The sequence below is a fragment of the Nocardia sp. NPDC046473 genome (genome assembly GCF_040645995.1).
Classification (GTDB): Bacteria; Actinomycetota; Actinomycetes; order Mycobacteriales; family Mycobacteriaceae; genus Nocardia.
In genome coordinates this window covers 854,094-880,317 of sequence record NZ_JBEYZJ010000002.1, presented here as the reverse complement: position 1 = coordinate 880,317, position 26,224 = coordinate 854,094, and the positions used below count along the sequence as shown (strand labels likewise).

General features: G+C 68.1%; 21 protein-coding genes. 14 read left to right on the top strand and 7 right to left on the bottom strand.

Translation table 11 applies throughout. The features are described 5' to 3' along the window. Positions 1–109: 109 nt before the first annotated feature. Complete coding sequence (locus ABZ942_RS09465) at positions 110–886, bottom strand: winged helix-turn-helix domain-containing protein (RefSeq protein WP_357380231.1); 777 nt, start codon at positions 884–886, stop codon at positions 110–112. Positions 887–992: 106 nt separating this feature from the next. On the opposite strand from ABZ942_RS09465, the gene ABZ942_RS09460 reads away from it, so the two are divergent. From ABZ942_RS09460 to ABZ942_RS09440, 5 genes are all read left to right on the top strand, one after another. Then, a complete protein-coding gene (locus ABZ942_RS09460) occupies positions 993–2,483 on the top strand; it encodes an AarF/ABC1/UbiB kinase family protein (protein WP_357380230.1) in 1,491 nt (496 codons plus the stop codon). A gap of 132 nt (positions 2,484–2,615) precedes the next feature. Continuing rightward, positions 2,616–4,259: an NAD(P)/FAD-dependent oxidoreductase gene (locus ABZ942_RS09455; RefSeq protein ID WP_357380386.1), complete on the top strand. Its 1,644-nt coding sequence runs from the start codon at positions 2,616–2,618 to the stop codon at positions 4,257–4,259. Positions 4,260–4,273: 14 nt separating this feature from the next. Next, the gene (locus ABZ942_RS09450; RefSeq protein WP_357380229.1) at positions 4,274–4,663 is read left to right on the top strand and encodes a hypothetical protein; all 390 of its coding nucleotides are present in this window, start codon (positions 4,274–4,276) and stop codon (positions 4,661–4,663) included. A gap of 136 nt (positions 4,664–4,799) precedes the next feature. Next, positions 4,800–5,591, top strand: coding sequence for a 2OG-Fe(II) oxygenase family protein (locus tag ABZ942_RS09445; RefSeq protein ID WP_357380228.1), 792 nt, complete (start codon positions 4,800–4,802; stop codon positions 5,589–5,591). Next, positions 5,578–6,348: an SDR family NAD(P)-dependent oxidoreductase gene (locus ABZ942_RS09440; RefSeq protein WP_357380227.1), complete on the top strand. Its 771-nt coding sequence runs from the start codon at positions 5,578–5,580 to the stop codon at positions 6,346–6,348. Before ABZ942_RS09445 ends, ABZ942_RS09440 begins: the two co-directional genes overlap by 14 nt. Here ABZ942_RS09440 and ABZ942_RS09435 read toward each other — a convergent pair whose 3' ends face one another. Together ABZ942_RS09435 and ABZ942_RS09430 are read right to left on the bottom strand one after the other, a co-directional pair. After that, a complete protein-coding gene (locus tag ABZ942_RS09435) occupies positions 6,349–7,197 on the bottom strand; it encodes an SDR family NAD(P)-dependent oxidoreductase (protein WP_357380226.1) in 849 nt (282 codons plus the stop codon). It lies immediately after the preceding gene. 57 nt (positions 7,198–7,254) lie between these two features. After that, a complete protein-coding gene (locus ABZ942_RS09430; RefSeq protein WP_357380225.1) occupies positions 7,255–8,148 on the bottom strand; it encodes a polysaccharide deacetylase family protein in 894 nt (297 codons plus the stop codon). A 207-nt stretch (positions 8,149–8,355) separates the two neighbouring features. Between ABZ942_RS09430 and ABZ942_RS09425 the strand changes: the two genes are divergently transcribed. Then, positions 8,356–10,728, top strand: coding sequence for a lysylphosphatidylglycerol synthase transmembrane domain-containing protein (locus ABZ942_RS09425; protein ID WP_357380224.1), 2,373 nt, complete (start codon positions 8,356–8,358; stop codon positions 10,726–10,728). Here the strand turns inward: ABZ942_RS09425 and ABZ942_RS09420 are convergent. Further along, positions 10,725–11,441, bottom strand: a complete 717-nt coding sequence (locus ABZ942_RS09420; RefSeq protein WP_357380223.1) for a class I SAM-dependent methyltransferase — start codon at positions 11,439–11,441, stop codon at positions 10,725–10,727. The two genes, ABZ942_RS09425 and ABZ942_RS09420, sit on opposite strands and share 4 nt — an antisense overlap. Positions 11,442–11,539: 98 nt before the next feature. Between ABZ942_RS09420 and ABZ942_RS09415 the strand changes: the two genes are divergently transcribed. After that, entirely contained in the window at positions 11,540–12,136 is a 597-nt protein-coding gene (locus ABZ942_RS09415; protein WP_357380222.1) for a TetR family transcriptional regulator, read from the top strand. A gap of 1 nt (position 12,137) precedes the next feature. On the opposite strand, the gene ABZ942_RS09410 is transcribed toward ABZ942_RS09415, so the two are convergent. Then, entirely contained in the window at positions 12,138–12,476 is a 339-nt protein-coding gene (locus ABZ942_RS09410) for a cupin domain-containing protein (protein WP_357380221.1), read from the bottom strand. A 64-nt stretch (positions 12,477–12,540) separates the two neighbouring features. On the opposite strand from ABZ942_RS09410, the gene ABZ942_RS09405 reads away from it, so the two are divergent. Beyond that, positions 12,541–13,965, top strand: coding sequence for a PLP-dependent aminotransferase family protein (locus ABZ942_RS09405; protein WP_357380220.1), 1,425 nt, complete (start codon positions 12,541–12,543; stop codon positions 13,963–13,965). A gap of 20 nt (positions 13,966–13,985) precedes the next feature. Here ABZ942_RS09405 and ABZ942_RS09400 read toward each other — a convergent pair whose 3' ends face one another. Next, positions 13,986–14,960, bottom strand: coding sequence for a nitronate monooxygenase family protein (locus ABZ942_RS09400; RefSeq protein ID WP_357380219.1), 975 nt, complete (start codon positions 14,958–14,960; stop codon positions 13,986–13,988). A gap of 465 nt (positions 14,961–15,425) precedes the next feature. Here ABZ942_RS09400 and fadD5 point away from each other — a divergent pair, with 465 nt between their 5' ends. From fadD5 to ABZ942_RS09385, 3 genes are all read left to right on the top strand, one after another. Then, on the top strand, positions 15,426–16,988 hold the full coding sequence (fadD5, locus tag ABZ942_RS09395) for a fatty-acid--CoA ligase FadD5 (RefSeq protein WP_357380218.1): 1,563 nt from the start codon (positions 15,426–15,428) through the stop codon (positions 16,986–16,988). Between the two features lie 28 nt (positions 16,989–17,016). Further along, positions 17,017–17,622, top strand: coding sequence for a cysteine hydrolase (locus tag ABZ942_RS09390; protein WP_357380217.1), 606 nt, complete (start codon positions 17,017–17,019; stop codon positions 17,620–17,622). A gap of 120 nt (positions 17,623–17,742) precedes the next feature. After that, the gene (locus tag ABZ942_RS09385) at positions 17,743–18,177 is read left to right on the top strand and encodes a hypothetical protein (protein WP_357380216.1); all 435 of its coding nucleotides are present in this window, start codon (positions 17,743–17,745) and stop codon (positions 18,175–18,177) included. A gap of 82 nt (positions 18,178–18,259) precedes the next feature. Here the strand turns inward: ABZ942_RS09385 and ABZ942_RS09380 are convergent, their stop codons facing one another. Beyond that, positions 18,260–19,225, bottom strand: coding sequence for an MBL fold metallo-hydrolase (locus tag ABZ942_RS09380; RefSeq protein WP_357380215.1), 966 nt, complete (start codon positions 19,223–19,225; stop codon positions 18,260–18,262). Between the two features lie 165 nt (positions 19,226–19,390). Here ABZ942_RS09380 and ABZ942_RS09375 point away from each other — a divergent pair, with 165 nt between their 5' ends. From ABZ942_RS09375 to ABZ942_RS09365, 3 genes are read left to right on the top strand one after another with little or no spacing between them, the layout of a single operon-like run. Next, positions 19,391–19,630: an acyl carrier protein gene (locus ABZ942_RS09375; protein ID WP_357380214.1), complete on the top strand. Its 240-nt coding sequence runs from the start codon at positions 19,391–19,393 to the stop codon at positions 19,628–19,630. Further along, positions 19,627–24,495 (top strand): SDR family NAD(P)-dependent oxidoreductase, encoded by a 4,869-nt coding sequence (locus tag ABZ942_RS09370; RefSeq protein WP_357380213.1) that lies wholly within the window; start codon positions 19,627–19,629, stop codon positions 24,493–24,495. Before ABZ942_RS09375 ends, ABZ942_RS09370 begins: the two co-directional genes overlap by 4 nt. Next, positions 24,492–26,201 carry a fatty acyl-AMP ligase gene (locus ABZ942_RS09365; protein WP_357380212.1) on the top strand — a complete coding sequence of 570 codons (1,710 nt, stop codon included), beginning with the start codon at positions 24,492–24,494 and terminating at the stop codon, positions 26,199–26,201. Before ABZ942_RS09370 ends, ABZ942_RS09365 begins: the two co-directional genes overlap by 4 nt. The last annotated feature ends 23 nt before the right edge of the window (positions 26,202–26,224 follow it).

Sequence of the window (26,224 nt, the reverse complement as noted above, 5' to 3'; positions counted from 1 at the left end):
ACCCTATTCTGTCTGAGACAGCGAGGCAATGGGGCGATACGTCAGCGCAGGCAGAATTCAGCGCACGAAAAGGCAACACTTTCCGGGCGTAATCGAGCGATGCGCACCGTCAGGCGGTGGCCGCGTGCCCCTCGTCGGTTTGCTCGTCGGATGCGCCGACCAGCTCGTCGAACCGAATGACCACCTTCTCGTGGTACATCCCGAACAGGTCTTCGAACAGCGCGACCTGCGCCTCGGACGGCCCGGAACCGGAGTCCCACACCGCCGCGAGCGCCCGCCAGACCAGCACGTGCAGGTCCGGCGCGCCCGCGAAGAACGCCTCGACCGCCTCCGGCACCTCGAGCACCATCTCGCCGACCGAGTTCAGAATCGCCCGCTGCATGGTGAGCCCGAGCGCGGTGAGCAGCCTGCGCACCAGGCCGACCTCGATGCTCAGAATCTCGCGCAGGTCCGGATCATCCTGTCGGGCAATGGCTTCGAGCTTGTCGATCTCGGCCTTGAGTTCGGCCTGATCGATCGCATGATCGCTGCCCGTGTAGGCGAGCAGCGTCTCCATCACGATGCCGCGCTCGACGTCGACGATGTCGCGGAACATCTCTATCGCGATGTCCGGCATCGGAATCGAGAAGCGGAACAGCTGCCGGTACACATCGACGCCGCCCGCCTCGCGGACGTCCCGAATGGTGAAACCCTTGCCACGGCGCGCCTCGACGAACCCGTTTGTCTCCAGCCGCCCCAGCGTCAGCTGCGCGGTCGCCCGGTTCATATCGAACTCTTCGGCTACCTGGCGCACGGACGGCATGAGGTCCCCCGGCTGATACTCCCCCGCGGCAACCCGGCGTGCCAACTCATCGGCAACGTCGGCGACTACCGTCTGGGATCCCATCGAAGTCACCTTTCGACTACGTTAGATTACGTCCCAGACAGTCTAAGCCCTACTGTGCCAGACTGCACGTGTGCAACACTGGTCCGCGCACAGTGTGAGGTGAGTCATGGCTATCCGGCGCAGCGGCGACAGTTCTGACGAGGGTTCAACGGGCAGGCGCTCGCGCCTGTTCGCGTCGAGGTCCGACGGCAAACCCCCAGTTCGCGCGGCTGTTCGCAATGCCAAGCTGGCCGCGTTGCCGATCGCCTTCGCCGGACGGCAGGCCGCGGGCGTCGGTAGGCGGGCACTCGGCAGATCGTCCGAAGAAGTCAATCGCGACATCCAGCTGCGCACCGCTCAGCATATGTTCGAGGTACTCGGCGAGCTGAAGGGCTGCGCCGCGAAACTCGGTCAGCTGCTTGCCATTTACGAACTCGCGCTGCCGCCGGAGATCGCCGAGCCGTACCGGATCGCGCTGAGCCAGCTGCAGGACGCGGCGCCGATCATGCTGCCGCGAACCGTGCACGAGGCCATCGCGGCCAGCATGGGCGAAGACTGGCGGCGGCACTTCCAGGAATTCGACGATCGACGGGCCGCCGCGGCCTCACTCGGCCAGGTACACCGCGCGGTGTGGCACGACGGCAGGCCGGTCGCGGTCAAAGTGATGTATCCCGGTGGCCGCCAGGCCGTCGCGGCCGACCTGGAGCAACTGCGCAGGATCTCGCATCTGGCCACGGTCTTCCTGCCCGGCGCCGACGTCAAAGCGGTCACCGAGGCGATCTGCGACAGCGTCAGCCAGGAACTGAACTACGCGGCCGAGGCCGAATATCAGCGCACCTTCGCGGCGGCCTACGCCGACGATCCGGACTTCTATGTGCCGCAGGTGATCGCGCAGCGCGGCGACGTGTTGATCACCGAGTGGGTCGAGGGCACCCCGCTGACCCGCATCGTGGCCTCCGGCGCGCAGGCCGAGCGCGATCGCGTCGGCATGCTGATGGTCCGCTTCATCACCTCGGGCTGGGGACGGCACGGGCTGCTCTACGCCGACCCTCATCCCGGCAACTTCCGGGTGCTGCCGGACGGACGGCTCGGCGTGGTCGATTTCGGGGCCTGTTGCGCCTGGCCGCCGGACGGTTTCGAAGAACTGGCGCTCGACTACTGCAAGGCCTTCTTCAACGGCGGCGGGCCGGAGAAGCTGGAGGTGGCGACCCGGCGGCACGGCTTCGTCACGACCGGGCGCGCTTTCGACATCGAAGAGCTCTACGCCATCGTCGAACCGTGCAGTGAACCGTTCAAGCACGCGACCTATCGGATGACGACGCCCTGGCTGCGCAAGCAGGTGCTGCGCACCACCAATCCGCGGCTGTCGAATGTGGTGCGCGAGATGACCATGCCCGCCTACTTCACCCCGTTCGCCAGGGCCGCGCTCACCCTGATCGGTGTGCTCAGCCAGCTGGAGACCGAGGGCCCGTACCGCGAGGAGATCCTGCGCTGGATGCCCGGCCTCGCCGAGGCGCTCGGGACCGTCGACGAGCCCGACCCGGATCGTCCGGTGGACTTGGCCGCGGTGCGCAAGCGGCGAAACGACACGGACAACCGGCAGATGTCGGTCGGCTGACCAGGTAGCTCGAGGACAACGCCCTCGCTCGCACGCTGCGGGCGGGGCTGCTCGTCATACGCCGATCTGGCCAATCTGTCCCAGACAGTGTTATCGTCGGTGCAGCACTACCAACGGAGGTAAACCGTGTCGATAGCACCTGCGCAGGCGGCGCACTCGCGTTCGGTCGAGCAACCCGATTTCGAAGTCGTCGTGATCGGCGCGGGCTTCGGCGGCATCGGGATGGGCGTCGAACTCCGCAAGGCGGGCATCCACAACTTTCTGATCGTCGACAAGAACAACGATATCGGCGGCACCTGGCAGGCCAATACCTATCCCGGTGTGGCGGTGGACATTCCGTCGGTCTACTACAGCTTCTCCTACGAGCCGCCGAAGGTGTGGTCGCGGATGTTCGCGCCGGGCGCAGAGGTGAAGGCCTACGCCGACCAGGTGGTCGACCGGTACGGGCTGCGGCCGCGAATCCTGTTGAACACCAAGGTGGTCGGCGGCGAATGGGACGAGCGGCACCATCTCTGGCGCGGCAAGCTCGACACCGGCCAGGAGGTGACCTCCCGGTTCGTCGTCGGCGCCGTCGGCGGCTTGGAGGTGCCGAAGATGCCCGACATCGAGGGCATCGACAACTTCGGCGGCAAGATCGTGCACACGGCGCAGTGGGACCACGATTACGAATACGCGGGCAAGCGGATCGCCGTCATCGGAACGGGTGCCACTGCGCTGCAACTGATTCCGGAGATGGCCGACATCGCATCGAATCTCACGGTGTTCCAGCGGCGGCCGATCTGGGTCGCCCCGAAACCGGACTTCCCGATTCCGGCGTTCGCGAAGAACATCATGGTCAATGTGGGTCCGCTGCGCCGGGTACTGCGTGCGGCGGTGACGCTCGGCATCGACTTCGGCATCTCCGGTGTCGGGGTGTTCCACAGCCAGATTCCGGGTGTGGTCAAGCTCGCCCAGCGCGGCGGCGGGGCGCTGTATCGCGCGCAGCTGCCGGGCAATGCCGAACTGGCCCAACGGTTGACGCCCGACTACGCGCCGGGCTGCAAGCGGCCGTCGGTGTCGAACCGGTACCTGCGCACGTTCACCAGGGACCACGTCGAGCTGGTCACCGACGCGATCAAGAAGGTCACCAAGACCGGGGTGGTCACCGTGGACGGAGTGCTGCGCAAGGTCGATGTGCTGGTGTGCGCCACCGGATTCCGGGTGATGGACAAGGGCTTCACGCCGCCGTATCCGCTGGCCGGCCGGGACGGCCTCGATCTCGGCGAGTTCTGGGATCGCAACCACTACCAGGCGTATCAGGGCGTGACGGTGCCGAAATTCCCGAATCTGTTTCTGATCACCGGTCCGTACGGGTTCGCGGCGGGCTCCTATCTCGCGATGATCGAGTGCACCACCAGGCACGCGGCCAGGGCGATCAAGGAGGCGCGCAGGCGCGGCGCCACCGCGGTGGAGATCAAGCAGGAGCCGCACGACGCTTACTTCCGGCAGTGCGTGCGGCGCGGGTCGCAGACGATGTGGCTGTCCGACGCGTGCGCCGGCTCCAACACGTACTACGTCAACTATCAGGGCGACCCGGCGGCCATCCGGCCGAGTACCCACCTCGAAATGTGGTGGGGGAACAAGCATTTCCCGTTCGACCACTACGCGTTCACCAAGATGGCGGGTGACGCTACCGCCACCTACACCGGCGACATCGAGGACGTCCGGCCGGACTCGTTCACCAACGAGGACCTCGCCGAGTTCTTCCGCAGCCGCAGACTGAGCGTCCGTACCTAGCGCCGAGGAGAAACATGCGCAGCAGATTCATCGGCCGTCGCAAGCGGCGCAAGGCAACTCGGGCGCTCGCGGCCGGCAAACCATCGCAGCACCCCGTCGTGATCACCGCGCGCACCCCGGACAGCTTGCGCGCGCGGGCATTCGGGCTCGGGCTGGCCGGAACCGGCGCGGCACATTTCACGGCGCCGCGCGCCTTCGACCCACTGACCGCGCGGGCCTTTCCCCGCGCCACCCGCCGCTGGACCTACCGCAATGGATTCACCGAGATGGTGCTGGGACTGGCCATCACGTTCCGGCGCAGCAGGCCGATCGGGTCGGTCGGCTTCATCGCCTACCTCGCGTTCCTCGCCGCGCGCTTTTCGGGTGCCCGGCCGGTCGAACAGTCCGGTGCGAGCACGTGGTAGCCGCACCCGCCTGACGCCTCCCGGCCTGACCATTCGCACACCCGCCCGCGCACCGCGTACAAAACGAACACCAACTGCGCGCCGCGATATCCGGGCAATATGATCGCGAGTGGTTCGACCGGGAGGGAGTGATGATGTGACAACCGAGTCGGTACTGGAAGCACCGGCGCGGCCGGAACGGTTCGCGGACCTGTTCGCCCATCGGCGCTGGATCCGGCGCAGTCAGCCGTTCCCGCACGTGTACGCCAGGGACGTGTTCGTGCCGGAGTTCTATCAGCGGCTGACCGATGATCTGGCTCGCATCCAGCGCGAACGTCCCGAATTGGCCGGTCAGGTCGCGACGAACTACAGCGCCGACGGGATCCGCCTCGCCGATCTGCGCGACACCTCGCTCGCGGTGTTCACCTCCCGCGAGTGGCACGACCTGGTCGCCGGGGTCGGCGGCGTCACCGCGACCGGTGACGTCGAGGGTTCGGTGCACCATCATTCGCCGGGTGCCCCGTATGGGTGGCCGCACAACGATCTCAATCCCGCGTGGTTCCCCGGCGAAGCTCCCGGTCCCGACGAGGTACGACTGCCGGGCGGCGGGGTGGATACCAAGTTCGGTGTGCGTGAATCGGGTGTGGTCGCCCGCGAGTCGGTGCGCGCGGTCGCGGTGCTGTTCTATTTCGGCAACCCCGGCTGGCAGCCGGGCGACGGCGGCGAGACCGCGCTCTACGACCACATCGCCGAGGGCGACAAGCTGCCGGAGCTGACCCTCGTGCCGCCGCTGGACAATTCGCTCATCCTGTTCGAGGTCACGCCGCGCACCTGGCACACCTTCGCGGGCGGCAACACCAGGGACCGCAACAGCGTGGTGATGTGGGTGCACCGGACCAAGGACGAAGCGATCGAACGTTGGGGAGGGGACCGCCTTGTCTACTGGTGACCGCCGGGTCTGCCTGATCACGGGCGCGGGCGGCACGCTCGGCAACGTGTTCTGCCGCTCCTATTACACCGACTACGACATCGTCGCGGTGTGCCGCACCCGCACGCCCGCGGTGCCGTCGCAGCTGGAGTGGTTCGTCGATCCGCTGGAGCCGGAAAAGGCGGTGCCGGAGAACGATTCGGCCGTCTACGTGGTCCGGGCCGATCTCACCGCGCCGGGTGAGGTGGAGCGGGTGGTCGATCTCGCGCTCGCCCGGTTCGGCAAGGTCGATCTGCTGGTCAACAATGCCGCGCACGTACAGCTGCAGCCGCGCGGCATCGTCGACGGCGATGCCGCGCTGGAGCAGTTCGATCCGCATTTCACGCTGAATGTCGGTGTACCGCTGCGGTTTTCGGCGCGACTGGCACAGCGGTTCTGGCTGCATGCCGGTCCGGAGAATCGTGCGGCGAACCGGAACATCGTCAATGTCTCCAGTATCTCCGGCTCGGAGGTTTACCCGGGACAGACGCTGTACTCGGCGTCGAAGGCCGCGCTCAATCAGCTGACCAGGAACATCGCCGACGAGTTCGCCGAGTTCGGGGTGCGCGCCAATGGCATCGCGCCCAACAGTTTTCCGGCGCTGGTACCCACCGAGCAGGTCGCGCAGGCGATCGTCGAACTCGACCGTGGTAGCTACACCGGCGGTGTGTTCGGCGTCGGCGTGGAGCCCGAGGCGGATAGTGGCCGCCACACACAACTCGCCGAGGCCGAACAGTAACTACGTCCCGGCCGACCCGGTGACCCGCTCGGACATCTCCCACAGCTGTTGCGCGAGAACGGGATCCATCGCCTGCCTGTTGCTCGGCGGCTCCAGCTTGAACCGGTGGAAGTACTGCCCGTTGATCTCGTCCGACGTGGTCACCAAGTGCACCAACGGTTCCGAGCCTTTGTCCGGTCGAATGAAGAACGGCTTGGACAGTGGGGATCGGATGAGCCGGCCGAGGCCGAGCGGTGCGTGGTCGTACACGTGGGTGGCGACCGCGCCGGGGTGGAAGGCCGCGGTGACCAACCCGGTGCCCTCGGTGCGGCGGGCCAGCTCCCTGGTGAACAGGATGTTCGCCAGCTTCGACGCGGCATAGGCGCCCATCTGGTTGAACGAGCCCGACGTGGCATTGACGGTGTCGAGGTTCAGCCTGGCCATCCGGTAGGTCATGCTGGCGGTGTTGATCACCCTGGCCTGCGACTGCACCAGCCGGTCGAGCAGCAGGGTGGTCAGCAGGAACGGCGACAGGTGGTTGACCTGGAAGGTCAGCTCGTTGCCGTCGTCAGTGGCGGTGCGCTTGGGCCAGGAGCCGCCCGCGTTGTTGGCGAGCACATCGATGCGCGGGTAGCGGTCGAGCAGTTGGTCGGCGAGCTTGCGCACCTCGTCGAAGCGGGCGAAGTCGGCGATGAACGGCTCGGCACCCGCCTTCGCCGCCACCGCCGCCGTCCGTTCCGGCGAGCGGCCGACCACCGCGACGGTGGCACCCCGCGCGGTCAACGTGGCGGCGGCCTCGGCGCCGATGCCGGAGCTCGCGCCGGTCACCACCACGGTTTTCCCGGTCAGATCCTGTTCCTGCACAGCCATCCCTGCCTCCTGATCAAAGCGCTAGCGAGTCGCGGATGCGCGAGGCCGCACATCGGTCTAACTGACCTGATGGTCTTCGGCGCGGGCAGATTCGGCAAGAGCAGCCGCGAAATGCGTGGCGATCTCGTCGGTCGTGGTCAGCCACACGCCGGGATGATTCGCCACGTATTCGAGCGCCTGGTCCAGATATTTGGCCCGGAACGCCTGGCCGATCACGAACGGGTGCAGCGCGAGCGCCATCACCCGGCCACTCCCGGCCGATTCCGAGTAGAGCTGGTCGAGCTGATCCTTGACGATCTGCACGAAGTCGGGCCCGCTGGTCCCCTTGCCGAGGAACAGCGTGTTGTCGTTCAGCTCGACCGTGTACGGAACGCTCAGCAGCCCCGGCACATTCAGCGGATACGGCTGGTCGTCGTTGGTCCAGTCGAGCACGTAGTGCAGGCCGAGCTCGGCCAACAACGCTGGGGTGTGGAAGGTTTCGGTGAGCGCGGGTCCCATCCAGCCGCGCGGCCTGCGGCCGGTGGCCCGCTCGATGGTCTCGACCACCTCGGTGAGATAGCCGCGCTCCTCCTCGATCGACATGTCGGCCTGGAAGATCGAGTTGTTCTTGCCGTGCGCCAGCCAGGCCCAGTCCCTGGCCAGGCCCGCCGTGATGATCTGTGGATTGTGCTCGACCACATCGGAATTGAGCAGCACGCTGGCGCGGATCCGGTGCCGGTCCAGTATCTGCGTCAGTCGCCAGATGCCGACCCGAGGGCCGTAATCGCGCCAGCCGTAGTTCAACGGGTCGGGAGCCAGGCCCGCGGTTCCGGGAAAGATGCTCGTCGAGGGCCGATCCACCTGATAGTGCTCAACATTGAGGCCGACATAGAAGGCGACCCGCGCGCCGCCGGGCCACTGAATCGGCGCGCGATCGGTGATCGGGCTGTAGTCGTAGAGCTCGTTGTCCATGCCGCCAATTCTCGAACCTGACACCAGTGTCACGTTCAACCTCCATGCGGCGTGAGATACCGCACAGACCGCCGGACTGGCTGACATTTGGCCTGGGCGCGCGCGGCGTGTTGGTGTGTATCGTCCACGCCGGTCTCCTGCATACTCACCGAAAGGGTGAGCGAGGGTGGCCGACGCAGCTCCAACTCGATCCGAAAGTGCCGATACATGCGAGTCGATGGGCGGGATATCCCGGTTACGGGCAACCTGCTACAGCCGCTGATCCGGCGGACGAGTGACATCATCCGGGTCGTGCTGGCTGCGGTGTGGGTGGCGATCGTCGTGGCGGCGTCGGTGATCACCCGGCCCGAGTGGCTCGCGCTGGAACGTTCGGTGTCCAATATCGTCGGATTCCTGAATCCCGACCAATCGAACCTGGTCTATCTCGTCTACGGCATGGCGATCCTGGCGTTGCCGTTCGCCATCTTGCTCGAGCTGATCATCGGCAGGCAGTGGAAGCTGCTGGCCGGTTACGCGGCGGCGGGCCTGACCGCGGGGCTACTGCTCTCGATCACCGGTACCGGCCTGTCCGCGCCGAAATGGCATCTGCAGGTGCCGGATCGACTCGATACCTTCCTGTCGCAGTTCCTGGACGATCCGCGCTGGATCGCGATGCTGGCGGCCGTGCTGACGGTATCGAGTCCATGGCTGCCCAACCGTCCTCGCCGGTATCTGTGGTTCCTGCTGCTGGCGTTCGCGCCGATCCACCTGGTGGTCAGCACGGTGGTGCCCGCGCGGGCGATGTTCGGGCTGGCCGTCGGCTGGCTGGTCGGCGCGGTCATCGTGCTCGTCGTCGGCACGCCCGCACTCGAGGTGCCGCTCGACGCCGCGGTGCGCGTGCTGGCGCAACGGGGGCACACCGTCACCAGATTCACCGTGGTGCATCCGGCCGGGCGCGGCCCACTGGTGCTGGCCGCCGCCATCGACGGACCGGAGCGCGGACTCGTCGTCGAGATGTACGGCAAGAACCAGCGCAGCTTCGGCGCGCTGCGCCAGCTGTGGCGTTGGCTCACCTTCCGCGCCAGCGAAACCGCGGCCTTGCACGGGTCCATGCATCGCGCGGTCGAGCATCGCGCGCTGATGGCACTCGCGGTGGGCGAACTCGGCCTGGCGAGCAGCACGCCGGTCGCCGTCGCGGCGCTGGATCGCGGCTGGATGCTGCACGCGCACACCATGCCGAAGGGCACCCGGATCAGCGAGGCACCCGTCGAGCAGCTGGCCGGGGTGTGGAAGTCGCTCGACGACCTGCACCAGGGCCAGATCTCGCACGGCGACCTGCGCCCGACCGAGATCCGAATCAACAACGGCACCACGCTGTTCGGCGGATTCGCCAGCTCCGAATACGGCGCCTCGCTCAAGCAGCAGCAATCCGACATCGCGCAGCTGCTGGTGTCGACCACCGCGATCTTCGGCAAGGAACCCGCGGTCAGCGCCGCCATCGAATCCCTCGGCGAGCAGCCGGTGCTGGCCGCCGCGAGCCGATTGACCAAGTCCGCCATGCCCGCCGGGCTGCGCAAGACGGTCCCGGACTGGAAGGACGCGCTGGGCGCCGCGCGCGACGAGGTGCGCAAGCAGACCGGCCAGGACCGGATCCAGGCCGAGCAGATCACCCGGTTCACCCGCAACCAGATCATCCAGCTGGTGCTGCTGATCGGGCTCGTCTACGTCGCCTACCCGTTCATCAGCGCGGTGCCTACCTTCTTCACCCAGTTGAAGTCGGCCAACTGGTGGTGGGCACTGCTCGGGCTCGCGGTCTCCTGCCTGACCTATGTCGGTGCGGCGGCGGCACTGTGGGCCTGTGCGTCCGGCGCGGTGAGTTTCAAGAACCTGGTGATCATGCAGATCGCCAACACCTTCGCCGCGACGACCACCCCGGCCAGGGTCGGCGGGCTCGCACTCAGCGTGCGATTCCTGCAGAAGGGCGGCGTCGGCACGGTGCGCGCCACCGCGGCGGTGGCGCTGCAGCAGGCGGTGCAGGTGATCACCCACCTCTGTCTGCTCGCCGTGTTCAGCGTCGCGGCGGGCACCTCCGCGGACCTTTCGCACTTCGTCCCCGACGCCACGGTGCTGTATCTGATCGCCGGTGTCGGCGTCGGCATCATCGGCACCTTCATGTTCGTGCCGAAACTGCGGCACTGGCTGAACAATTCGGTGCGCCCGCAGTTGCAGGAGGTGCTCGGTGAGCTGGCCGATCTGGCGCGCGATCCCAAGCGTTTCTCGGTGATCATCCTCGGCTGCGCGGCGATCACCCTCGGCATGGCCGGCGCGCTGTGGGCCAGCGTGGAGGCCTTCGGCGGCGGCACCACCTTCATCACCGTCACCATCGTCACCATGATCGGCGGCACGCTGGCCTCGGCGGCGCCGACCCCCGGCGGCGTCGGCGCCGTCGAGGCCGCGCTGATCGGTGGCCTCGGCGCGTTCAACGTGCCGCTGGACATCGCGGTCCCCTCGGTCCTGCTCTATCGCGTACTCACCTGCTGGCTTCCGGTGCTGTGCGGCTGGTTCACGATGCGCTGGATGGCGTCGAAGGACATGATCTAACCGCCGATCGCTTTGGTAGCGAGCAGCACTCCTGTCGCGGGCGTGACCGTGTGGAATGCCACCGCGCCGAATCCCGCCGCATTCAGCGCCTCCCGGTAGCGACGAATGTCGACCGCCGCCAACGGATCCGCGTGCCGACCGGGCCCCGTTGTGTCGTGCGTTCGGCGGGCGGCAACACGTGCCATGCGGCGAACCACGATGGGCAATACCAGGCCCGTCGGATAGGTATCGGCCAGCAGCAGCGTGCCGCCGGGGCGGAGTATCCGGAACATCTGCGCGATGGCCGCCGACCGTTGTGCCTCCGGGATATGGTGCATGGCGAAGGTAGAGGTCACCAGATCGAAGCAAGCATCGGGCAACGGGAGTGTCTGCGCGGCACCGAGTTCGAATCGGCAATTTGTCACATCATTGGAATGTTCGGTCGCGTAGTCGATCATTTCCGCCGCCGGATCGATGCCGATGACGCTGCCATCCGGACCGATGCGCGCGGCCAGCTTCCGTGCGAGATCACCTGGGCCGCAACCGATGTCGGCCACCTGGTGGCCGGGCGCCGCGCCGCTGAGGGCGACCAGCCGAGTGTTGAGCCTGCCACCGCGACCGAGCAGGAATAGGGCCTTGAATGTGCGGTAACTCCGTGGCTTGGTAAGCAGAACACCGGTTTCGGTGTCACGGTGGCCTTGTCGAATGGAAGACTGGGGTGCGTTTTTGGTCATGTGTTCATGGTCGGGAGGGGCCGCCGCTTCGACCAGAGGCAAAACCACGGAAACCGTTCCATTCGGGACGGATTCGCGACATTTGTACGGGAGGCACATTGTCGTCGGAAGTAAAAAGGCTGACGGGCAGCACGGATCGCCGGGTCCGGCGGACGAAAAGCCTGCTGCATCGGGCGTTGATCGAACTCATGCTCGAGCGCGGCTACGACCGAATCTCGGTGCGGGACATACTGCATCGGGCCGACGTCGGACGGTCCACGTTCTATGCGCACTTCCGCGACAAGGACGATCTGCTGCTACTGAGCAGCACCGACTATCTGCGTGCCGCGGTCACCGCGCCGGGCACCGATATCGGTGTCGATGCCACGAGACCACTTGCGCCGGTGCACACACTGTTTCAGTTGGCCGCCGCGAATCCCGAGGTGTACCAGGCCTTGCTCGGCCGCAAGAGCGGCGCCCTGCTGCTGCGGACCACGCGGGAAATGGTCGCCGAGATCCTCGCCGAGCGCCTTGCCGAGCGGCTCGACATGGATGACGCCGAATTCGAATCGACGGTGACATTCCTGTCCTGGGGCGTGGTGGGCATGCTCGGTGCGATCGCCGACGCGGACGCGCCGGTGGCGCCCACCGAGGCGTATCAACGCCTGGAACGCCTGATCGGACCCGGCCTGTCCGGGCGGGTCCGATCAGGCTGACTCAGTTCCCGTATTGCGCGGTCTCCGGGCGCTCGATCAACAGGGTGTGCGCGGGCTGCTCGGCGACGGGACGGTGCCGGACGCCCCTGGGCACCACGAAGAGTTCGCCAGGGTGCAGCGTGACCGGGTCCTGCCCGGCCAGCTCGATCCGGAACGAGCCGTCCCAGCACAGGAACAGCTCGTCCTCGTCGTGGTGGTGCCACGGGAACTCGCCCGCCAACTGGGCGACCCGGACGACGGTGTCGTTGACGACGGCCAGTTCGCGCTGCTGAAAGGGACCGGGCAGCCCGGCGACCACGTCCGCGATCGACACCGGACCGGTGATTCTTGCTGCTGTCATGGCAGTAATCGTCGAACGGCCGCCGTCGCGATGCCATGGCCAATCGGGCAGAATTGGTTTGGCTATGGATCCAATCGATGTCGCCGAACGCCTCGGCCGCTGGTCGGCGGGCCGTGGCGCGCTGTATGCGCTGCTGGCCGCGCGGCTGCGTGACCTGATCGACGACGGCGAGCTGCCCGCGGGCACACCGCTGCCGCCGGACCGGGTGCTGGCCGGCACGCTGGCGGTGGGCCGCAGCACCGTGGTCGCCGCCTATGACCTGCTGCAATCCGAAGGCCGGATCGTCCGTCGGCAAGGCAGTGGGACCCGGGTGGCCGGACATCCGCTCGCCAGACCCGCCGAAACCACCAGTGCGCCAGTCTTTCTCGACCTGCTGGAGCCGCGCGCCGACGTGATCCCTATGGCCTGCGCGGCGCCGGACTCGCCACCGGCGGAACTGACCGAGTGCTACGCCAGGATCCTGCCCGAGCTCGCCGCGACGACCAGCGATATCGGCTACTACCCGACCGGGCATCCGCGACTGCGGCACGCCGTCGCCGAGTACTACCGGAACCGGGGCGTACCAACCTCTTTCGAGCAGATTCTGGTCACCACCGGTGGGCAGCAAGCGCTTTCGCTGCTGGCTCGGTGCTTCCTCCAGCCGGGCGACCGGGTGCTGATGGAAGCGCCGAGCTCGCCGCCCGCGCTCGAAGCCTTCCGCGCGGAAGCGGCCGTGGTCCAAGGTATTTCCCCTGGGCTCGACGGATTCGCCGCGGCCGCGCGCAAGCATCTTCCCGCGCTCGCCTACGTGATTCCCACCTTCCAGAACCCGACCGGCTCGGTGCTGGCACCGCTGGCGCGCAGACGGTTGGCGGAAACCGCTGCCGCGCTGGGCGTTCCACTGGTCGAGGACGAGGTGCTCGCCGAGCTCGGCTTTCCCGGGTTCAGCACGCCGCAACCGCTGGCGGCCTATTCGGACGCGGTGCTGACGGTCGGCTCGCTGAGCAAAACGGTGTGGGGCGGCCTCCGCATCGGCTGGGTCCGGGCCGCGGCGCCGACCATCGCCCGGCTCGCCCGAATCCGCGCGGTACACGACCTCGGCGGCGACGTGCCCACCCAATTGGCCGCGGCCGAACTGATGCCACGCCTGGCCACGGTCTGCGCCCGACTCGCACCCGAACGAAAGGCCAGGCACGACCACCTGCGCGCCGAATTCACTCGGCTACTGCCGGATTGGCACGCCCCAGCGGTTACCGGCGGCCAAACCCTATGGGTGCGTCTGCCTTACGGCGACGGCACCTCCTTCACCCAGGCCGCACTCCGGCACGGCGTCGCAATCCTGCCCGGCAGCGGCCTCGACCCGACCGGGGACAGCGAGCACCACGTTCGCATCCACTACCTGCACCCACCGGACAGGCTCACCGAAGCAGCCCGCCGACTCGCCGAAGCCTGGCGCACCTACCGTCCCCCCGCCCGCCCGATTCCCGCACCTCCCGCTCTCGCGATATAGCGCCTGACGCCGAGAAGGGTTCAGGCGACGACGGTTTGGCTCAGGCGGGTGGTGATGAGAGCTTCGGCTTCGGCGACGATGCGGGTGATGAGTGCTTCGCAGGTGGGGATGTCGTGGATGAGGCCCTGGACCTGGCCTGCGCTCCAGATACCCGCGTCGAGGTCGCCCTCCTCGAAGACGCGGCGGCCGCGGGCGCCGGCGACCAGGTCGCGGACGTCGTCGAAAGTGCCGCCCGCCCTTTCGATCTCGACAACCTTGCGGCTGATCTCGTTGTCGGCGACGCGGGCGGTGTTGTGCATGGTGCGGAAGATGAGTTGGGTGTCGCGTTCGGTGTGCGCGACGATCTGTTCCTTGACCTTCTGGTGCACCGCGGACTCCTGGGTGCACAGGAAGCGGGTGCCCATGTTGATGCCGTCCGCGCCGAGGGCGAGGGCGGCGACCAGGCCGCTGGCATCGGCGAAACCGCCGGACGCGACCATCGGAATGTCGAGCACCCGTGCGGCGGCGGGGATCAGGATCAGGCCGGGCACGTCGTCCTCGCCGGGATGGCCCGCGCATTCGAAGCCGTCGATGCTGACGCCGTCGACGCCGATCCGCTGCGCCTTGAGCGCGTGCCGCACGCTGGTGCACTTGTGCAGCACCTTGATGCCGGCGTCCTTGTAGTACGGCAGGAACGGTTCCGGATTGCTGCCCGCCGTTTCGACGATCTCGACGCCGCTGTCGATGATCGCCTGCACGTACTCCGGGTACGGCGGCGGGTTGATCGACGGCAGGATGGTGACGTTCACGCCGAACGGCTTATCGGTCAACTCCCTGGTGCGGGCGATCTCGCGGCGCAGGTCGTCCGGCGTCGGCTGGGTGAGCGCGGTGATGAAACCGAGCCCGCCCGCGTTCGCGACCGCCGCGACGAGTTCGGCACGGCCGACCCACATCATGCCGCCCTGCACGATCGGGTGTTGCACGCCGAAGGTCTCGGTGAACCTGGTCCGCAGCATTGCGCTTCTCCTCTGCCTCGCGCGGGCGTGCCAGTTCGCCCGAAGACCTGAATGGTGACACGAGGATCCACTCGGGTTCAACCCATAAGTAAGCCGACATTCGCATCCATATGTCGATCTCAAGCCATTGCCACCCCCGCTTGACTGCTCGATTCATCCGCAAAATAGCAGTTGAGGCTGCGTTTACCGGACCAGGTGCCGCTACGGTCGGATTAACGACGGTTCATATCCCAATCCCTTGCCGACTCGCTAAGTTAGTTGATATTCTGCGCTCAGGTCATCCCGAGAGGAGTTCGTGGCTTAACGCTTCCCTTGCCTGAAGGCAGGAGATTTCACGCTCAGACCGCAACCGAACCGACCGACACCGAACGGAGGACAGCGCTTCTACCCTCGTGAACTAGGGGTATCCGCGCTAAACATCTGATGACCACCGATGTACATAGGGAACGGCAGCCGGCGGGGTGGATGAGCACTTCACTCGACGAGCCGCTGAGGTCGCGGCGCAATCACTGGAACAACCAGATCGCCGTGCACGCGCAGATGCGCCCGGACGCGGTCGCGCTGCGGTTCCGCGGCGCCGACACCACCTGGCGGCAGCTGCACGAGCGCTCGCTGAAGTTCGCCGACGCGCTGGCCCGCCGCGGTGCCGGCTTCGGCGACCGGGTGCTGATCCTCGCGCTGAACTACCCCGAATACGTGGAGGCGGTGTTCGGCATCAACGCACTCGGTGCCATCGCGGTCCCGGTCAACTTCCGTCTCACCCCGCCGGAGGTCGCCTACATCGTCAGCGACAGCGGCGCGAAGGCAATCGTCACCGACACCATGCTGCTGCCGCTCGCCACCGCCGTGCAGTCGCAATCCGCCACGCTGGAAACGTGTTTCGTGATCGGCGGGCCGAGCGCGGACGGCGTCTTCGGCTTCGAGGACGTGCTCGCTGAGGGCGGCGACCCGCACACCCCACTCGACATCCCCGAGGACACGCCCTCGCTGATCATGTACACCTCGGGCACCACCGGCAGCCCGAAGGGCGCCATCCTGTCCTACGCGAACATGAATTCCCAAGCGCTGACGGTCATTCGGGCCCTGGCCACCGAGCAGAGCTCGATCGGCTTCTGCACCTCGCCGCTGTTCCATATCGCCGGACTCGGCAGTCTCGCACCGTGTTTCCTGCTCGGCGCAAAGACCGTGCTGCATCCGCTCGGCGCGTTCGACGCCACCGAATTCCTCGACGCGGTCGAGCGAGAGCAGGCGACCAGCGCGTTCTGCGTGCCCGCACAGTGGCAGGCCATCTGCGCCGAGCCCAGGGTCAAGGAACGCAAGCTCGCGCTGACCGCGCTCAGCTGGGGCGCCGCGCCCGCCTCCGACACGGTGCTGCGGGCGATGGCCGACTGCTTCCCGAACGCGTTCAACGTCGCGGTGTTCGGGCAGACCGAGATGTCGCCGATCACCTGTGTGCTCGACGGCAAGGACGCGCTGCGCAAGCTCGGCTCGGTCGGCAAGCCCATCCCGACCATCCAGGCCAGGGTCGTCGACGACGAGATGAACGATGTCGCGCCCGGTGAGATCGGCGAAATCGTCTATCGGGGACCGACGCTCATGCAGGGCTACTGGAACAAGCCCGAGGCGACGGCGGAGGCGTTCGCCGGCGGCTGGTTCCACTCCGGCGACCTGGTCAGCCAGGACGAGGAGGGCTTCGTCTGGGTGGTGGACCGCAAGAAGGACATGATCATCTCCGGCGGCGAGAACATCTACTGCGCCGAGGTGGAGAACGTGCTCTTCGCGCATCCGAAGATCCGCGAGGCCGCGGTGATCGGCCGGGCACACGAGAAGTGGGGCGAGGTGCCGGTCGCCGTTGTCGCGCTGCACGCTCCCGAGGACGAGCTGACCCTGGACGAGCTGACGGTGTTCCTCAACGACAACCTGGCTCGCTACAAGCATCCCAAGGATCTGGTGCTCGTCGCGGAGCTGCCGCGCAACGCCAGCGGAAAAGTCGTGAAAGTCCAACTGCGCAAGGATTATTCGAGCTGACTTCGGCGACCGACGGTAGGGTCGGGCGATGGCGATCCCTCGTATCCGCGCGGCCGTGCTCGCGTTGCACTGGCAGGTGAATGTGATCAAGCCCGAGGGATTCTTCGGGCCGATGCTCGCGGCGCCGGTCGCGGCCAGCGGGGTCGTCGCGCGTGCGGTGGACTTCCACGAAGCCGCCGCCGCGCATGGTGTCCCGCTGATCTTCACCCGGTTCACCATTCCCGTCGGCGAGGGTGAGCTGGTGCGCAATACCGGCTTCATGCGGTCGGTGGGTGCGGCGCAGACCGAATTCCGGCCGGATTCGCCTGGTAGTCAGCTCATTCCGGAGATGGCCGGGCAGGCGAGCGAGGTATTCGACAACCAGAAGCTGTCCGGGCTGGCGGGCAGCAAACTGGCGGAATGGTTCGCCGGCCGGGGCATCGATACGTTGTTCGTCACAGGTGTCGCGACCAATCTGACCGTGGAGCAGACCGCGCGACACGCGACCGATCTCGGCTTCACCGTGCATCCCGTGGCCGACTGCACCGCCGCGGCCAGCGCGGAAGTGCACGAGGCGGCACTGGCCGATCTCGAACTCGTCACCGCTGGTTCGCTGTCCGCGACGCAGGCGCTGGAGTTGATCACTCGCCGTTGATCTCGGCCCGGACGAGTGACGCCGTGGTGGAATGGGTATTGGCAACATGACCGCTATGGCCGAATCTCGGTGTATCTGCGCCGATTCGGTCGCTTCGCCCAGAGATCAGGAGCCAACTCGGTGAAACTCACCAACATCGGGATCGTCGCCGCCACCGCCCTCGCGGTCATAGCCGGTGCGACCGGTTGCAGCAAGGCCGCCACGGAGGATCACTCGGTGCACGCCATCGCCACCTCCCCCGCCACTTCAGCCACCGCGGCGCCCATCCGCACCGCCGAGGCGAGTAAACAAGCGCCGGCCCCCGCCGTGGCGGACGTCGACTGCGGCCCCGTCACCGACGCGGGCGGGGGCACCCGCACCGTCATCGCTGTGGGCACGCCGGCGGGTCGCGTCGGCTGCACCGAAGCGATCAATGTCGCAACGACATACGCCACCACAGTCAGCAACACCGACACCCAGACCATCGACGGCTGGCAGTGCAGCGCCCAACCTGACCCTGCCACGCCGTCCAGCTGCACCAAGGACGGTTTGATCATCGGCCTGCGCGCGAGCTGATGTGCTGATCAGACGCCGGACCCGAGCAAGCAACAGGGTCCGGCGGGGACCTGCCAGGGTGGCTGCACCGACTCGCTGCGGTTCACTTGACCGCGCGGGCCACCACGGCGTCGTAGTCGTGGCTGGCGATGACCTCGACGTCGGCCGGGAGCGCGTGCAACCGTTGGATGGTGCGGAACGCGGCGTCGCGGTCGGCGTCGAAGAGATTGCCCGGCATCGGGGCCTTCTCCCGGATCAGCTTGACCTGCAGGGTATTCCAGATCGCGTCGCCGGCCAGCAGTACCCGGGTGCCGTCGTCCACCGCGAGCAGCACACCGATGCTGCCCGGGGTGTGCCCCGCCAGATCGACGAGGACGACGGCGCCGTCACCGAAGACGTCGTGGCTGCTCGGAAAGGTCAGCACGGGCGGGCCGTCGAGTTCCACCGGTGCGATGGTCTGGCCACGCAATGTTTCCCGAACCACGCCGATCGGCGCCGTGTCGCCCCGCATGGCCCAGTCGTATTCCACCGCGGGGACCCGGAGTTCGGTCGAGTCCGGCAGCTCCAGCAGGCCGGCGACGTGGTCCCAGTGCAGGTGGGTGGCCAGGGTGAAGTCGATATCGGCGACCGCGAGGTCGCGGGCCGCGAGCGCGTTGCTCAATCCGAGCACCGGCTTGTCCGGCGCCACCAGTCTGCCCACGGGGAAGGGGTGGCCCGGCAGCACGCGCGCGTGCACGTCGGCACAGATAGCGGGATCGACCAGAAATCTGGCCTGCGGATGCTCGATCAGGAAGGCGCCCATCGACATCGGCAACTCGCGCAAACTTCGCACGCCCTCGGCGACGATGATGGTCGGCGCGGCCATGGTGGCCTGCGGCAGCGCGGTCAGCCGGACCGTCGCGGTGGCCTTCGGGGCGGGCGCGACGACCAAGCCCGCCAGAAACGCCTGATCAGGGCGGCGCGGCCGGACCAATCGGCCGGGCGTCGCGGCCAGCGCGGCGCAACAGCGCCCCAGCGTGCGCAGAGTGCCGGGGCGTCCATCGGCCAGTCGGGTGGAGTTTTCGCTCACGTCGCAACGGTAGGTGATCGGCCTGGTCGGCGCAGCGGGACACAGGCCACGCAAAAGACTCTTCTCCATAGTGCGATATCTCGGCATAATCGCGGGGGTGTACCTGGGCGGTCGAGACGAGCCGCCGCTGCGGGGGTAGTGCGTCTCGGGATGGATCGGAGCTCGATGGTACGCAGTCGTGCGGCGCTCACGACCACGGCGATAGCGGCCGTGGCCGAGCTGCTCGGCGTCGACGCGGCCACCGTCAGCACCGACGCGCCGTTTTCCGATCTGGGCCTCAGCTCCACCCAGCTGGCCCGGCTGACGGCGCGGCTGGAGGATGCGATGGGTGTCGAGGTTTCGCTGACCGCGATATACGACTACCCCGACATAGACCAGTTGGTCGAGTATCTCGCGATGCGATGACCGGGATATCCATCGTCGGGATCGGCTGCCGGGTACCGGGAGCCGAGGGCGGCGACGAGTTCTGGCGGATGCTGCTGGCCGGACGCGATGCCACCGGGCCGCCACCGGCCGGGCGGCCCGGCACCGGGCGCGGCGGATATCTGGCCGGTGTCGACGCGTTCGACCACGAGTGGTTCGCCCTCACGGACCGAGAGACCGCGCTGCTCGACCCGCAGCAGCGGCTGGCCATGGAGGTCGCGGTCGAGGCCATCGATGACGCCGGGATCGGCTACCGCGCCAAGGGGTCCGGTGCGGCGGTGGTCTTCGGCGCGGGCAGCTACGACCATGGCATCGCCGTGCTCGGCCGGGACGGCTTCGACGCGCGCTACGCGGTCACCGGCGCCGCGCTCAGCATCATCGCCAACCGCCTGTCCTATGCGCTCGATCTGCGCGGGCCGAGCCTGGTGCTGGACACCGCGTGCTCGTCGTCGTTGGCCGCCGTCGATGTGGCGGTGCGGCTGCTCGCCGACGACGCGGTGCCCTTCGCGATCGTCGGCGGTGTCCATCTCATGTTGCTGCCGCATACCTCGAACTACTTGGCAGCGGCGGGATTCCTGGCGTCGGACGGGCGTGCCAAGCCGTTCGATGCCGCTGCGGACGGCTTCGCGCGCGGCGAAGGTTGCGCCGTGGTGATCCTGCAGCGCACCGAAGACGCGGTGCGCGAAGGCAATCGGGTGTACGCGGAGATCGCGGGGACGGCGGTCGGTTCGGACGGGCGCTCCAACGGACTCTACGCACCGAACTGTCGCGCGCAGCAGGACACAGTGCGCGCCGCTTGGTCGCGCGCCGAGCTCGATCCACGGACCGCCGGATACCTCGAATGTCACGGCGCCGGAACACCATTGGGCGATGCGGTGGAGGTCGGTGCGCTGGCTAGCGTTGTGGCACAGGATATTTCGGCACGTACCGCGCCGATCTGGATCGGCTCGGTGAAGTCCAATATCGGGCATCTGGCGGCGGCCGCGGGCGTGACCGGCCTGATCAAAGCGGCGCTGACCATCCACCACGGCGTCATCGCGCCCACCATCGGATTCCATACCGAGAACCCGCTGCTGAAGCTGGCCGAGCGCGGCCTGCGGGCGCCGACCGCGCCCGTCGACTGGAGCACAGTACCGCTCGGTGAACGCCGGGCGGGTGTCAGCTCGTTCGGCTTCGGCGGCACCAACGTGCATGTGGTGTTGCGCGGTGTCGAGGTTCCCCGCGTTGTCCGCGGCGACGACCCGCCGGTGCTGATCCCGGTCACCGGTCGCGACGCCGCGGAGCTGGGCGCCCAGGCCCTTCGGTTCGCCGACCGGCTCGAACTCGGCGGCGAGCCGCTGCGCGAATTCGCCTCCGCTGCCGCCAGATTACTGCCCGCCCGGATGCGAGCCTGCGTGCTGGTGCGTGACCGATGCGATGCGGTGCGGCAGCTGCGGGCGGTCGCGCAGGGCGATTCGGGCACGGCGGCGCTCGGTCCGTCCGCGATCCGGCGGCAGGGTGGCGTGCTGTTCCTGTTCGCCGGGCAGGGCGGCCGACATCCCGCGATGGGGCGGGCGCTCGCGGCGCGGCACAGCGCTTTCGCCGCCGCGTTGGCCGCGGCCGCCGACGCGATCGTCGCGGCCGGTGGGCCTCGGGTCTGGACGCCGCGACACGGGTTCGCGATGGCGGACTCGGGCGACGGGAGCGACGGAAACGGCTCGCGCGCTATGGCATTCACACAACCCGCGATCTTCGCGTTCCAGGTGGCGCTGGCGGAGTTGCTTGCGGCGTGGGGCATCCGACCGGACGCGGTGGCCGGGCACGGACTCGGCGAGCTCGCCGCTGCCGTCGCCTGCGGGGCGCTATCGCTGTCGGATGCGGCGCTGATTGTGGTGCGGCGCAGCATGATCCCGGCCGCCGGGGGCAGCACGGCAATGGCATTGCTGGCGGCGCCGCCGCACGAGGCGGCGAAGCTGGTGGAACCGATGCGCACGCAGGTGGGTATCGCGGCGGTCAATGGACCGCGGTCGGTGCTCGTCCGTGGGACACCGCGCTACATCGATACGCTGGTCCGGCGGGCCAAGCGCCGCGATATGTCCGCGCTGCGGATCGCCGACGAAGCCACCGCGTACAGCCCGCTGGTCGACGCCGTGCCACCGGAATTCGTCGAAGCGCTCGCGGACCTGGAGCCGATGACGCCGCGTGTCCCCGTGTATTCCACCGCCCGTCGTGCCGAATTGATCACCACGGCAGTCATGGACGGCGCGTACTGGGCCGAGAACGCCTCGGGAACAGTCGAACTCGCTGCCGCACTGGAGCGCGCCGCAGCGGACGGGCTGTCGACTGTGCTCGAAATCGCGCCGCAGCCGATGCTGAACCAGGCCGTCCAGGAGTATCCCGAATTCCGTGACGCCACCCACCCGGTGGCGACTCGTGACGACGAGGCGGGCGAGTTCCTCAGCTGCCTGGCCCGGCTGCATCTCGAAGGTCGACCGGTCGATTGGTCCGCGCAAGGCCCGTTCCGAATCGCGCCACGGCGAGTGTGGCGCAAACGGCGGTTCCCCTTGATTACCGCTCGTGCGGAGTCGGACGACGCCGAATCCGATTTTCCCCCTGACGATCTCACCGATCATGTGATCAACGGCGTGCCGGCGGTGCCCGTGGCGTTCTGGCTGCGCAGGCTGCTGCATCTGGCGCGCACCGGCACCGGGGCGACGACGCTCACCGATTTCATGGTGCACGAACGCACCGAGCTCTCGGCCCTGCCGCAGGTGCGTTATCGCGGGCACGGCGACGGAAGTCTACGGGCGGAGGTCACGGAGGCCGCAGCGCTGGCATCGGCGCGGCCCGGCGGTGACCCCACACCCGCGGATATCGTCGCATGGATGCGAGTCGTGGATGCCAACCGGGCTGGGCGACACCGCATGCGGATGATCGCGCCCGCCGCCTTCTACACCGAACTGCACGGCCTGCGGCTCGACTACGGGCCGCGCTTCCGGGTGCTGCGCGGCATCGCGACCGGGCCGGACAATGCCATCGGTCTGTTCGACGTCGCCGAATTGCACCGCACCGCAACGCTGGACGGCTGTCTGCAACTGCTCGTCGCGACCGTATACGACGATCTGCCCGCCGCGGTGGTCCCGCTACCGATCGGCCTCGAATCCGGATGGCTGTCCGCCGAACCGAATCGGACTGTCCTAGAAGCGCACGCGTTCCTGCGGGAGCGCACGGCCACCGGACTCACCGGCGATGTGATCGGTACCGACCAGCACGGGGTGCCGTGTCTCGCGTTGTCCGGCGTGCGCATCCGGTTCACCGGTCCGGAGGCGCCCGCCCGTGTCGCCGCGGCACCGCGCGCCGCCGAGCGTCCTCCACCCTTCCGCCAGGAGACTTGGCAGACAAGCGGACCCGAGTTCTTCGGCCTCGACGAGTCCGGCAGCCCGAATGTCCAGCGCGCCTTGGTGATCGGCGGCTCGGGCCTGGCCGAACAGTTGGCCGACGCACTGGCGGCCACCCTGCCCACCGACCGGCTGGCCCGAGAACCCGATGCCGCGCGACCTCTCGTCGCCGCCTTGCCGATCGGACATACCGGCCGTGCACACACCGCAGTCGTCCTCGTGTGGCCCACCGAAACAGACTCGGCAGCAACACCATCCGACCCCATCGGCCCCGGCCGCAGTGCCGCCGCGACGACCTGCCGGGTCCTCGATCTGCTCCAGCGAGTGCACGCCGACGACGGCACCGCGTCCTTGACGATCGTGCTGCCGGACCCCGCCGCGCCGGAGCCGCAGCACGGTGATCCCGATGTGCTCGCCGCCCCGCAGGCGATCGCCGGCCTGGCGCGCTCCCTGCAGCTCGAATCCGGCCGCGCGGTGCGCCTGATCTGGGCGGACGCGGATCGCCGTAGCCTCGCACAGCTCTGTCGGCTCGTCACGGAGAGTGCCGCGACCCAGATCCCCGAAGAATTGCGCCTCCGCGCAGGCGAACTCGCCGTCCGCCGCTTCACGCCCGCGCGGCTCCGGTCGACCGCGGCCAGCATCGATGCCACCGGAACCTACGTCGTCACCGGCGGATTGGGCACGGTCGGCGCGGTCGCGGTGCGCTGGCTGCTCGATGCCGGAGCCCGCGACGTGGTGGTGCTCACCCGCGCGCCCCGCCCGGTGCCGCCGCTACTCGACGGACTGGAGGACCGGATCGTCGTGGTCCGTTGCGATGCCGCCGACCGGCGCGAGCTGGCCAACGCGCTCAACGACATCCGCGAATGCGGCTCGACCATTCGCGGCGTCGTGCACGCGGCGGGCACGACGGCCGACGCCGACTTCGACGCGATCACACCCGGGCAACTGACCACACTGTTCGCGGCCAAACTGACCGCGGCAGGCAACCTGATCCACCTCACCGCGGCCGACCCGACCGACTTCATTCTGCTGTTCTCCGCCGCCACCGCAGCGCTCGGCGGGCCGGGCCGCGCCGCCGAGGCCGCCGCCAACGCGGCGATGGACTCGCTCGCGCTGACGTATCCGGGTCGAGGTGTACTCAGCATCGGCTGGGGCAGGTGGGCGACGGGTTCAACGGTGCGACAAGCGGGTATCGCCGCATTCGACACCCGGTATGGTGCCGCTCTGCTGTCGGAGGTGCTGCGGTATCCCGGAACATACCTCTCGGCAGTGGATTACACGCCGGTGGCGGACGCCTCGCCCCTGGCCCGGCGACTGTCGAAGCTGCTTGCCCCCATGAGTTCTCCGGCCGACCCGACACCGCTGGTCGAGCCTCGGCCACCAGCCGACATCGACCCACCTACGTTCTCGATACCGCCACCCGATACGACCGGCCCGCTAGTCGTCGCACACACCAGCGAGGCCACGTGACCCCAGCCAACAGCCTCGCCACACGGGTCGCCGAGTTGGCCGCGACCCGGCCGGACGACATCGCCTACACCGAGCTGCGGTACCGGATGCAGGAGCGGATACCCGTCTCCATCACCTACGCCCGCTTGCACTCCGCCGCAGGCGAACTCGCCGAGCGCGTCCGGGACGAGAGCGCACCGGGGGACCGAGTCGCCATCCTCTGCGCGCACGGACTCGACTATGCCGTCGCGTTTCTCGCCTGCCTGTACAGCAATCGCATTGCGGTGCCGTTGTTTCCGGCAGCAGGCACCCGCAACAAGGAACGGCTGCTCGCGGTGCTCGCCGACGCGCGACCCACCCTGGCGCTGCTGTCCTATGGCGACTCGACCAGCGCGTCCGTGCTCGGGCCCATGCTCGGCCAGGTGGCCGAGCTGCCCTCGGATGTCACAGCACCGTCGGCGGATTCGACCGAACCGATCGTCGAACCGCTGCGCGCCGAGCTCGCGTACCTCCAGTACACCTCGGGCTCGACGCAGTCGCCCGCAGGCGTCCGGGTCACCCACGCGAACCTGACGACGGCGCTGGAACAGCTGCGACAGGCGCTGACGCCGCGCAATCCCATTCTGACCTGGCTACCGTTCTTCCACGACATGGGCCTCATCCTCGGCATGGCACTGCCGCTCTACTGCGGCGTGCACGGGTTGACCATGTCGCCCGCGGAATTCGCGAAGCGGCCGATCCGGTGGCTGCGCGCCGTGAGCGACTACCGCGCCGGCATTACCGGCGGGCCCAATTTCGGCTTGGCGCTCTCGGTTTCGGCGACAACACCGCAGGAGCGGGCCGGGCTCGACCTGTCCGGGCTGGACATGCTGCTCAACGGCTCCGAGCCGATCCGGCCCGAGGCGCTCACCGAATTCACCGAGGCCTTCGCCGAATACGGCTTCCGGCACCGTGCGCATACGCCCGGCTTCGGTCTGGCCGAGGCGACGCTGACCGTGACCATCAGCGACTGGCGGGACGAGCCGATGGTGCGGCAGTTCGACCGCAGCGCACTCGCCGAAGGCCGGGCGGTGCCGCCGACCGCCGAGACACATCCGCTCGGCGCGACACCGCTCGTCGGCTGCGGCGCACCGATCGGCCAGGACGTGCGCATCGTGCACCCGGTGTCCTGTGCCGAGCTGCCCACCGGCCGAGTCGGCGAGGTCTGGGTCGCGGGTGCGAACGTGTGCGACGGCTACTACGGCAGGCCGGACGCCACCGCCGAAGCGTTCCACGCCACCCTGCGCGGCAGCGACGCCCGCTGGTTGCGCACCGGCGACCTCGGCTTCTGGTTCGACGACCAGCTCTTCATCGCGGGCAGGCGCAAAGACGTGATCGTCGTCGACGGCCGCAATCACTTTCCGGGCGATATCGAGGCGACGGTCGAGGCCTGCGCCACCGAGATCCGGCCTGGGCACGTGACGGCGTTCGGGCACGACGACGGACGCCGTGAAGACCTGGTCATCGTTGCCGAACTGCGAATCGTCGAGGCCATCGAACCCGCCGAACTCTCGGTGCTCGCCCGCCGGATCCGCAACGCGGTCGCGGCCGCGCACGAGGTGATTCCCGGCTCGGTCATGCTGGTCGAGCCGGGCCGCATCCCCAAGACCACCAGCGGCAAACTGCGCCGCGGCGAATGCCGGGCCCGCTATATCGCCGGTCAGCTCGACCCGGTAGCGATGATCTGAGCTCGCCCGAAACACCGCCGAAG

Bases quoted from the DNA above. Each gene is read 5' to 3' on its own strand.
- ABZ942_RS09460 (WP_357380230.1), top strand. From the start codon at position 993: ATGGCTATCCGGCGCAGCGGCGACAGTTCTGACGAGGGTTCAACGGGC.
- ABZ942_RS09410 (WP_357380221.1), bottom strand. From the start codon at position 12,476: ATGACAGCAGCAAGAATCACCGGTCCGGTGTCGATCGCGGACGTGGTC.
- ABZ942_RS09370 (WP_357380213.1), top strand. From the start codon at position 19,627: ATGACCGGGATATCCATCGTCGGGATCGGCTGCCGGGTACCGGGAGCC.
- ABZ942_RS09390 (WP_357380217.1), top strand. From the start codon at position 17,017: ATGGCGATCCCTCGTATCCGCGCGGCCGTGCTCGCGTTGCACTGGCAG.
- ABZ942_RS09450 (WP_357380229.1), top strand. From the start codon at position 4,274: ATGCGCAGCAGATTCATCGGCCGTCGCAAGCGGCGCAAGGCAACTCGG.
- ABZ942_RS09465 (WP_357380231.1), bottom strand. From the start codon at position 886: ATGGGATCCCAGACGGTAGTCGCCGACGTTGCCGATGAGTTGGCACGC.
- ABZ942_RS09435 (WP_357380226.1), bottom strand. From the start codon at position 7,197: ATGGCTGTGCAGGAACAGGATCTGACCGGGAAAACCGTGGTGGTGACC.
- ABZ942_RS09375 (WP_357380214.1), top strand. From the start codon at position 19,391: ATGGTACGCAGTCGTGCGGCGCTCACGACCACGGCGATAGCGGCCGTG.
- ABZ942_RS09400 (WP_357380219.1), bottom strand. From the start codon at position 14,960: ATGCTGCGGACCAGGTTCACCGAGACCTTCGGCGTGCAACACCCGATC.
- ABZ942_RS09420 (WP_357380223.1), bottom strand. From the start codon at position 11,441: ATGACCAAAAACGCACCCCAGTCTTCCATTCGACAAGGCCACCGTGAC.
- fadD5 (WP_357380218.1), top strand. From the start codon at position 15,426: ATGAGCACTTCACTCGACGAGCCGCTGAGGTCGCGGCGCAATCACTGG.
- ABZ942_RS09430 (WP_357380225.1), bottom strand. From the start codon at position 8,148: ATGGACAACGAGCTCTACGACTACAGCCCGATCACCGATCGCGCGCCG.
- ABZ942_RS09405 (WP_357380220.1), top strand. From the start codon at position 12,541: ATGGATCCAATCGATGTCGCCGAACGCCTCGGCCGCTGGTCGGCGGGC.
- ABZ942_RS09425 (WP_357380224.1), top strand. From the start codon at position 8,356: ATGCGAGTCGATGGGCGGGATATCCCGGTTACGGGCAACCTGCTACAG.